We start from the raw sequence: 6,321 nt of genomic DNA, 5'->3' as shown, positions 1-6,321 counted from the left end.
AATGGCTTTGACCGATGTGGAGGTCTTGCAGGCCTCCTTGGCGACCTGCAGTTTGAAACGCGCGTCGTATTTGTTCATGTATCCCTCGGGGTTGGATCTAGCGTCCAACTCCAGGGGGTTACTTCACCCAGGACCGAACGGTCACCGATTTGGTTGGCTGGTTGGATCACGAGGTCCGCGATCACACCGTCAAGCAGCCGGTGCTGCGCGAGTGGCTTCGAAAGTCCGTTGATGGTCTGCTGAATAGGGGTCTTTCGTTGGAGCAGTTGCTCAAAGGGCAGTTCGTCCTGCGTCGAAAGCTCGTCGAACAGCTCGCTGCCTCAAAGGCGAACGCTTACAAGCGAGGATTTCAACAGGCGTTGTTCGGAGGTGGCATGGACGTCGTGACCAGTGATGATCCTGGTCATTCTTACACCTACCCGGCCGACATGACGGCGTATCCTGCGCGCTACTACTACCAGGGGCCATATCGCTTCAAGAAGCATTACTACCCGGTCCCTGGCGATCTGAATTGGAAGACGGGAAAGGGCAAGGTCACCGAAGAGTTCGATTGCGCTCAGGCCATCGATATGATGGACGAGGTTGAGTTTTGGGTGCGAAACTTGGTTCACCCATCCCAGTTCTGGATGCCAACTTCTAAGCAGCGCACTTACCCGGATTTCGTCGCTCGTCTTACCGATGGGCGTCTGCTGGTGGTGGAATACAAGGGAGGTGACCGATTCTCCGCTGATCAGGAAAAGGAGAAGCGGTTGGTCGGACAGTTGTGGGCCGAGCGCAGCGACGGGCGGGCCGTCTACCTCATGGCGCAGTTGAGGGATGAAAACAACAGCAGCCTTACGGATCAGCTGAAGGCAGCGATCGGTGAGTAATCAGGATAACAGGGGGCAATGGAATGGCTGTCTACATCTCAAGTTTGGATGTTCTGAATTTTAGATCATGTGTTTCCACAAGCTTGCAGCTGACCAGCTTTACACCGCTGGTTGGGTTGAACAATTGCGGGAAGAGCAATTGCCTTACCGCGCTCCAATGGCTCGTGCGCAAGGCAAAGCTTGGTGTGGAAGATTTCCACGAGCCGACCCTGCCGGTGCAAGTGATGGGAACACTGCGTGGGATCACCGAGGCTGATCTGGCGGTCCTGGAGCAAAAGCACCGAAAGAAGATTGAAGGACACGTTCGGGACGGGGCGCTGATGGTTCGTCGCGAACAGCAGGTGCCTGGGGGCGACACCGAACTGACCGTGATGAATCCCGACACAGGCGACTGGGAGCCGAACCCTACGGGCATCGATAACGCCATCTCAGCACTCTTTCCAGATCCTATTCGCATCGGAGCAATGGAGAATGCTGAGGAGGACGCCAGTAAGGCCAAGACGACGACCACGATCGGCAAGCTGCTGGCCTCGATGCTTGCCGCTATCCAAGAGCAGCACGAGGAGGCCTTGACCCCGCACTTGGCAGCCATCCTAGGAATGATCTCTGCAGAAGGTGGGGATCGTTTTAAAGAGTTGGGTCGCATCGACGATTCAATCAATCGTAAGATTTCGGATCTTTTTCCTGGTATCCACATCAAGCTGGATTTCCCAGTGCCGGTCTTCAACGACCTCATTAAGGCGGGAACTGTCAAAGTTTACGAAGGGGAGGGGCGTGGACGTGCCTTCGGGTCATACGGCCATGGCGCTCAGCGCGCCATCCAGATGGCCATGGTCCGGCATCTAGCGGATCTGAAGCGTGGAGCAGCGGCTGCGGGCGGAGTAACGCTACTGCTGGTGGACGAGCCGGAACTCTTCATGCACCCGTTTGCAGTGGAGCAGGTGCGTGAAGCCTTGCGTGCGTTGTCAGAGGCTGGATATCAGGTCGTGTTCTCAACCCACTCTGCTCAGATGATCTTGGCCAAGGACGCGAAGAACGCGCTGCTAATGACGAAAAAGCATCCGGAGGGAACCAAAGCACGTCCGCGCATGCAATCCGTCGTAGAACAATTAGTGGACAATCCCACGCATCAACTCCAGCAGCTATTCAGCCTGACAAATTCGTCTCAGATATTGTTTGCCGACAAAGTCGTGCTCACAGAAGGGAAGACCGAACTCCGGCTGTTGCCATCCATCTTCCAGTTGGTGGCGGGCAAAACCATGGGGCAGTCATCGTTGGCAATTGTTGCGATGAGTGGGGTCTCGGATACTCGTAAGTCAATGGAAGTTTTGTCTGCCCTCGGGTTGCCTGCGTGTGCCATCGTGGACTTGGATTTCGCTTTCCGCCAAGCAACAAAGCATGGTTTCCTGCAGGCGGATGATCCCGATGTTGCTGCGTGCAAGAACGTTCTCGCGAGGATGGCAGGCGCGGGCCTCGTGTCTTTAGACGGAGCGTTGCCTTGCAAGGGGATTCAAGGGCCGGCTTCGAAGGCATTCGAGTTGCTTGCGGCCGATGACGAAGCAAAGCCCCACATCGCTGCTTTAATACAGAAACTGCGTGCTCAAGGCCTTTGGTTGTGGGGCGCTGGTGCCATTGAGCCTCACCTTGGGATTTCGGAGAAGTCGGAACACGCCTGGCTATCTCTCCAAGTCCGATTGGAGAGCGAGCCACTGGAAGATTGCTGCTCGGACGCAGATGGCATTCGATCCTTGATCGAATGGCTGGATGCCCCGCCTGCGGTTCAGCCGGCATGAGCGGCCGCGAGTGGAGCGCCTATCAGCTGGTGGATTCCGAACGGGAGCTCCGCGTCTCGGAGCATCGGTTCTACGTTGACCAGGCCAAGACCCGCCTTCTGTCTCAGTTCGCCAACATTGAGGCGGAGGCCGATCAAGCGGAATCCGAGCACTGGGAGCGCAGCGGTCAGTCCTTCGACCCTGACTGGCACGACCCTGGCGATCTAGCGGACGCTGCGCGCGATCACGGCCTCGAGTTCTACCAGCTTCTAAGTGAGATGCATGATCGAACCCGCCTCAGTGTCGTGGCTGGCATGTATCACCATTGGGACAAGACATTTCGACGCTTCCTCGTTCGTGAGTTCAGGTGGCCCAAGTTGGTGATCGGCGACAACACGCGGCGCGCTCTTTGGAAGCTGGATAGCGCGAAGCTGGAGAAGTTGCTTGAAGCCATCGGCTTGGACCTTTCTGCTCTCGCCTGTTACCCACGCATTGATGCCATGCGGTTGGTCGTCAATGTGTTCAAGCACGGGGAGGGGAAGTCATTGGACGATCTCCAGCTGCGCTACCCGGAGTTCTTGCGAGCAAGTTCTCACGGATGGAACTTGTTCGACGACACCGACATGGAGGTGTCGGATGTTCACGTCGATGACTTTGCTGCGTCTATTGAACTGTTCTGGCGTGAATTGCCGGCTACCGTAAAGTTCGACGAGGCAAACCTAAATGTTCCAGACGATTTTGCAAAGGCCTGGAACAAAGACCTTGAGGCGCAGAAGGTATCTCGCTTTGTCAAACAGCACGACATTTAACCGGTGTTGTCTCTTTGAGTAGCCCGGGTGAGCGCTTGGTTCCATCGAAATAGTGAAATGGTGGAATCGAAGCGCTGGTGGCTCAGGGCGGAAGTCGGGGCTGGGGCGGCGGCGTTAGGTGCTCCGGAGCGCGATGTTCTAACGAAACTTTTCGTAGATGAGCTTTCCCGACCGTTCGAGCCCCGCATGGAGGATCGGGGTTTCCTCGGGGCCATGGTAGAACTCCAAGTCAACCGGGATGGGCAGTCGTTGCGCTAGTTCGGCCTCCCAGTGCTCGGAGTATCGGCTGAAGGTCGCGAACCCATCGCTAAAGTCGACTCCTGGTGCCGCTGAAAGATCAAGCTCCACCGCGATGTCAATGTCGCTGTCGGGGCGATGATCGCCTCTTAGTCGGCTCCCGAACAAGTGGATCTTCGCGATGATAGGTTCTTGGCGAGCCCATTTCAGCAGCACTGCTTCGATCACTTCTAGGTCCATTGCAACTCCAATGTCAGATCTTCTGTCCAGCTGGGGCGGACTCTATCATCCCATGATGCGTGCTCTTGGATCTGCTGCCGCGCGCGCAGCAGCTTACCGGTCGGGCGGTGTATGCCGGCGACAAGCTATTCGGTCTTCAGGTAAAGCATGGGCGTCCCATCTCCCTCACGGGCCTACCCCCGATCTAAGCGTTCCATAGTTCAGCAGGTGAAGCAGGCACTCGGCCACGTCCAGTGCGGCGGCGGCCCACTCGTCATCATCGCCCAAATGCGGCTCTTCCTTGCCCCCGTGGAAGAGGTTGTTGCGCACCCGGCGTGCCGCTTCGACCAAAGCACCGGCATTGGATTGCTGAAGGGACAGGCGCTGGAAGACAGCGTGGTTGAGGCCGTTGACCACCGCCACCTCCTGGACCATCGGGCGGTCACGCGGAGGTGAGAGGATTTGCTCGCGCGTGCTGTCCGACACCCGATCGAAGAAGAGTGAATCGTCCAGTCGTGACACCGCCTCATCCACCGCGGACCAGTTCACCTGGGCCATTCGGTAGGGTCCGGCGCGAAGAAAGCCTGGATCGTTCTTGAGGCGAAACTCCAGCTGCGCGAACGCCCGCAGCAGGTCGAACGCGAGGAGATCAGAGACGGGCATGGGCGCCTTCAAGGTCGGTGGAGGACGTGGGCTTTTGAATCTGTCGGCCAGACGCCGCAGATTATGAGTTTAGCCGTCCCGTAGCACTGGACACCGCGCCGCTCTCTGTTTGCAGGGGGACAAGGAACACAGACGTATTCCAGGAAGGAGGGTGATCCTGGGCGGTGGCGAGAAGTCAAGGCGTGAGCGTTGCGGTGGCGGTGGCGGTGGCGGTTATGATCCTTACGTTTCAAGGCAGGCAATGTCGCGGAGTCACCTGCAGACTTGGGTGTGGGACGGGCAGTTCTCCTGGCAAGATTTTTAGCCCAAATAGCTTGTAGCAACAAAGCTCGAAAATGGTTTAACGTGTCCAAGCCGCCTGGTTCGGCGGTCTACAGGGGACGCATATGCAAAGGAAGAGCATGTGGTTGGCTGGCGCTCTGCTAGCCGTTTGTGGTCAGGCTTGGGCGGGTCAGGGGGAGGTGTGCTTGGCAGATAGCCAGAACACGCCCGCTGGCATCATGAAGCCTTTTGAGGACGCCACCGTCTTCCGCTGCAAGACGACCGGGGCGGTGACCGTCGCGCAGCTCTACGCGAAGGGTTGGCGGGTGGTCTCCGTGTTTCCGCAAAGCTCATTGGAGCCAGCGAAGCCCGGTGTGGTCAGCGTGGTCTGGACCATCGTGGCTGAAAAAGACGAGCGCTGAGCTCTGGACCTCCGGTTGAGAATCAGTGCTGATGCATCGATACCAAGAGGTTTCCCAGGAAGATCCATGGGGCTGCGCAGCCGCCTGCGTGGCCTCTCTCATGGCCATTCCGTATGCGCGAGCGAAAAGATGGCTGGAGAAGGAGAAGGGGCTGTCGGTGTCGGAGAAGCCCTATGGGTTCGAAATCGACGAGATAGCCAACGCCCTGTTTAAAAGGGGGACGAAGCTGATTGCCGACTGGAATCCCTCTTCGCCAGTCCCTGACGGCGCCATCCTGTGTATCTACAGCAGAGTTCGCTACCGCGATTTTCATTACGTCCTCAAGGTCCCAGGGGGTTACATGGACCCCTGGTTTGACTTGAAGAAAGGCCAGATGGTCGGCAAGGTGCGTGCGTCCCTGCCGAAGGGAACGAAGATCTACGTGGCACTTGTGCCGGCTCTTTGACCCGTGGTTCGCTCAAGGAGCGAGAGGCGTCGAGAGCTGGTGCTTAGGATGGAAGACTTCAGGGGGATCGGCTATAACCTTTGAATTCCCTAATGGAGCCCTCCCTTGGCCCTGACCACCCTGAAGTCCCTCAACGCCGAAATCAAACAGCTCGAAGCCCAGAAGAAGCTGGTCGAGAAGCGCGACGGTGAGGTTCCCAAAGCCCTGGCGGTCCTCCAGAAGTATGCGAAGGTCCTCAGTCCGGCTCAGCGGCGGCAGGTGGCCAAGCTCATCGGGGAAACGATCGACGCCAAGCCGGTGCGTGCCGCCAAGGCTGCCGCGGGGCCCCTCAAGGGACGCAAACTTGGCAAGGTGGCGCCGAAGTATCGCCTCCCAACTGGTGAGACGTGGGCGGGCCGTGGCTTGGCCCCCAAGGCCTTCACCGTGTGGGCCAAGTCCGCCGAGGGCAAGGCGTGGGCGCAGGCCAACCCGGGCAGCAAGTTCCCGTCGGCCGATGGGACGGTCAAGAAAGCTCCGGCCAAGGCGGCCAAGACGGCGGGCAAGCCGGTGAAGAAAGCCGCACGGAAGGCCGTCAAGAAACCTACTAAAAAGCCCGTTGCCAAAAAGGCGAGCAAGAAGGCCTGA

The 6,321-nt window shown here is 58.1% G+C and carries 8 protein-coding genes; 6 read left to right on the top strand and 2 right to left on the bottom strand.

Annotated features, from left to right (window positions below; genetic code table 11):
- Window positions 1-161 precede the first annotated feature (161 nt).
- Genes ACMZ91_RS14600 through ACMZ91_RS14590 form a run of 3 tightly spaced genes read left to right on the top strand, consistent with a single transcriptional unit; the run spans window position 162 to window position 3,450 of the window.
- The gene (locus ACMZ91_RS14600) at window positions 162-869 is read left to right on the top strand and encodes a hypothetical protein (protein WP_414577228.1); all 708 of its coding nucleotides are present in this window, start codon (window positions 162-164) and stop codon (window positions 867-869) included.
- A 23-nt stretch (window positions 870-892) separates the two neighbouring features.
- Window positions 893-2,662 carry an ATP-dependent nuclease gene (locus ACMZ91_RS14595; protein WP_414577226.1) on the top strand — a complete coding sequence of 590 codons (1,770 nt, stop codon included), beginning with the start codon at window positions 893-895 and terminating at the stop codon, window positions 2,660-2,662.
- Window positions 2,659-3,450, top strand: coding sequence for a hypothetical protein (locus ACMZ91_RS14590; RefSeq protein WP_414577224.1), 792 nt, complete (start codon window positions 2,659-2,661; stop codon window positions 3,448-3,450). The genes ACMZ91_RS14595 and ACMZ91_RS14590 overlap by 4 nt, the downstream gene beginning before the upstream one ends.
- A 138-nt stretch (window positions 3,451-3,588) precedes the next feature.
- Here ACMZ91_RS14590 and ACMZ91_RS14585 read toward each other — a convergent pair whose 3' ends face one another.
- Together ACMZ91_RS14585 and ACMZ91_RS14580 are read right to left on the bottom strand one after the other, a co-directional pair.
- Complete coding sequence (locus tag ACMZ91_RS14585) at window positions 3,589-3,927, bottom strand: nucleotidyltransferase domain-containing protein (RefSeq protein WP_046272133.1); 339 nt, start codon at window positions 3,925-3,927, stop codon at window positions 3,589-3,591.
- A 165-nt stretch (window positions 3,928-4,092) separates the two neighbouring features.
- Window positions 4,093-4,569, bottom strand: a complete 477-nt coding sequence (locus ACMZ91_RS14580) for a hypothetical protein (protein ID WP_414577222.1) — start codon at window positions 4,567-4,569, stop codon at window positions 4,093-4,095.
- A gap of 467 nt (window positions 4,570-5,036) precedes the next feature.
- Between ACMZ91_RS14580 and ACMZ91_RS14575 the strand changes: the two genes are divergently transcribed.
- The 3 genes from ACMZ91_RS14575 (at window position 5,037) to ACMZ91_RS14565 (ending at window position 6,321) form a co-directional block, all read left to right on the top strand.
- Window positions 5,037-5,252, top strand: a complete 216-nt coding sequence (locus tag ACMZ91_RS14575) for a hypothetical protein (RefSeq protein ID WP_414577220.1) — start codon at window positions 5,037-5,039, stop codon at window positions 5,250-5,252.
- Between the two features lie 31 nt (window positions 5,253-5,283).
- A complete protein-coding gene (locus tag ACMZ91_RS14570; RefSeq protein WP_414577218.1) occupies window positions 5,284-5,697 on the top strand; it encodes a hypothetical protein in 414 nt (137 codons plus the stop codon).
- A 105-nt stretch (window positions 5,698-5,802) separates the two neighbouring features.
- Window positions 5,803-6,321 carry an H-NS family nucleoid-associated regulatory protein gene (locus ACMZ91_RS14565; RefSeq protein ID WP_478476000.1) on the top strand — a complete coding sequence of 173 codons (519 nt, stop codon included), beginning with the start codon at window positions 5,803-5,805 and terminating at the stop codon, window positions 6,319-6,321.

Source organism: Stenotrophomonas sp. FR024 (genome assembly GCF_047500745.2).
GTDB classification, from domain to species: domain Bacteria; phylum Pseudomonadota; class Gammaproteobacteria; order Xanthomonadales; family Xanthomonadaceae; genus Stenotrophomonas; species Stenotrophomonas maltophilia_A.
This window is presented reverse-complemented; position numbering and strand designations above follow the sequence as displayed.

Bases quoted from the DNA above. Each gene is read 5' to 3' on its own strand.
- ACMZ91_RS14580 (WP_414577222.1), bottom strand. From the start codon at position 4,569: ATGCCCGTCTCTGATCTCCTCGCGTTCGACCTGCTGCGGGCGTTCGCG.
- ACMZ91_RS14590 (WP_414577224.1), top strand. From the start codon at position 2,659: ATGAGCGGCCGCGAGTGGAGCGCCTATCAGCTGGTGGATTCCGAACGG.
- ACMZ91_RS14585 (WP_046272133.1), bottom strand. From the start codon at position 3,927: ATGGACCTAGAAGTGATCGAAGCAGTGCTGCTGAAATGGGCTCGCCAA.
- ACMZ91_RS14595 (WP_414577226.1), top strand. From the start codon at position 893: ATGGCTGTCTACATCTCAAGTTTGGATGTTCTGAATTTTAGATCATGT.
- ACMZ91_RS14570 (WP_414577218.1), top strand. From the start codon at position 5,284: ATGCATCGATACCAAGAGGTTTCCCAGGAAGATCCATGGGGCTGCGCA.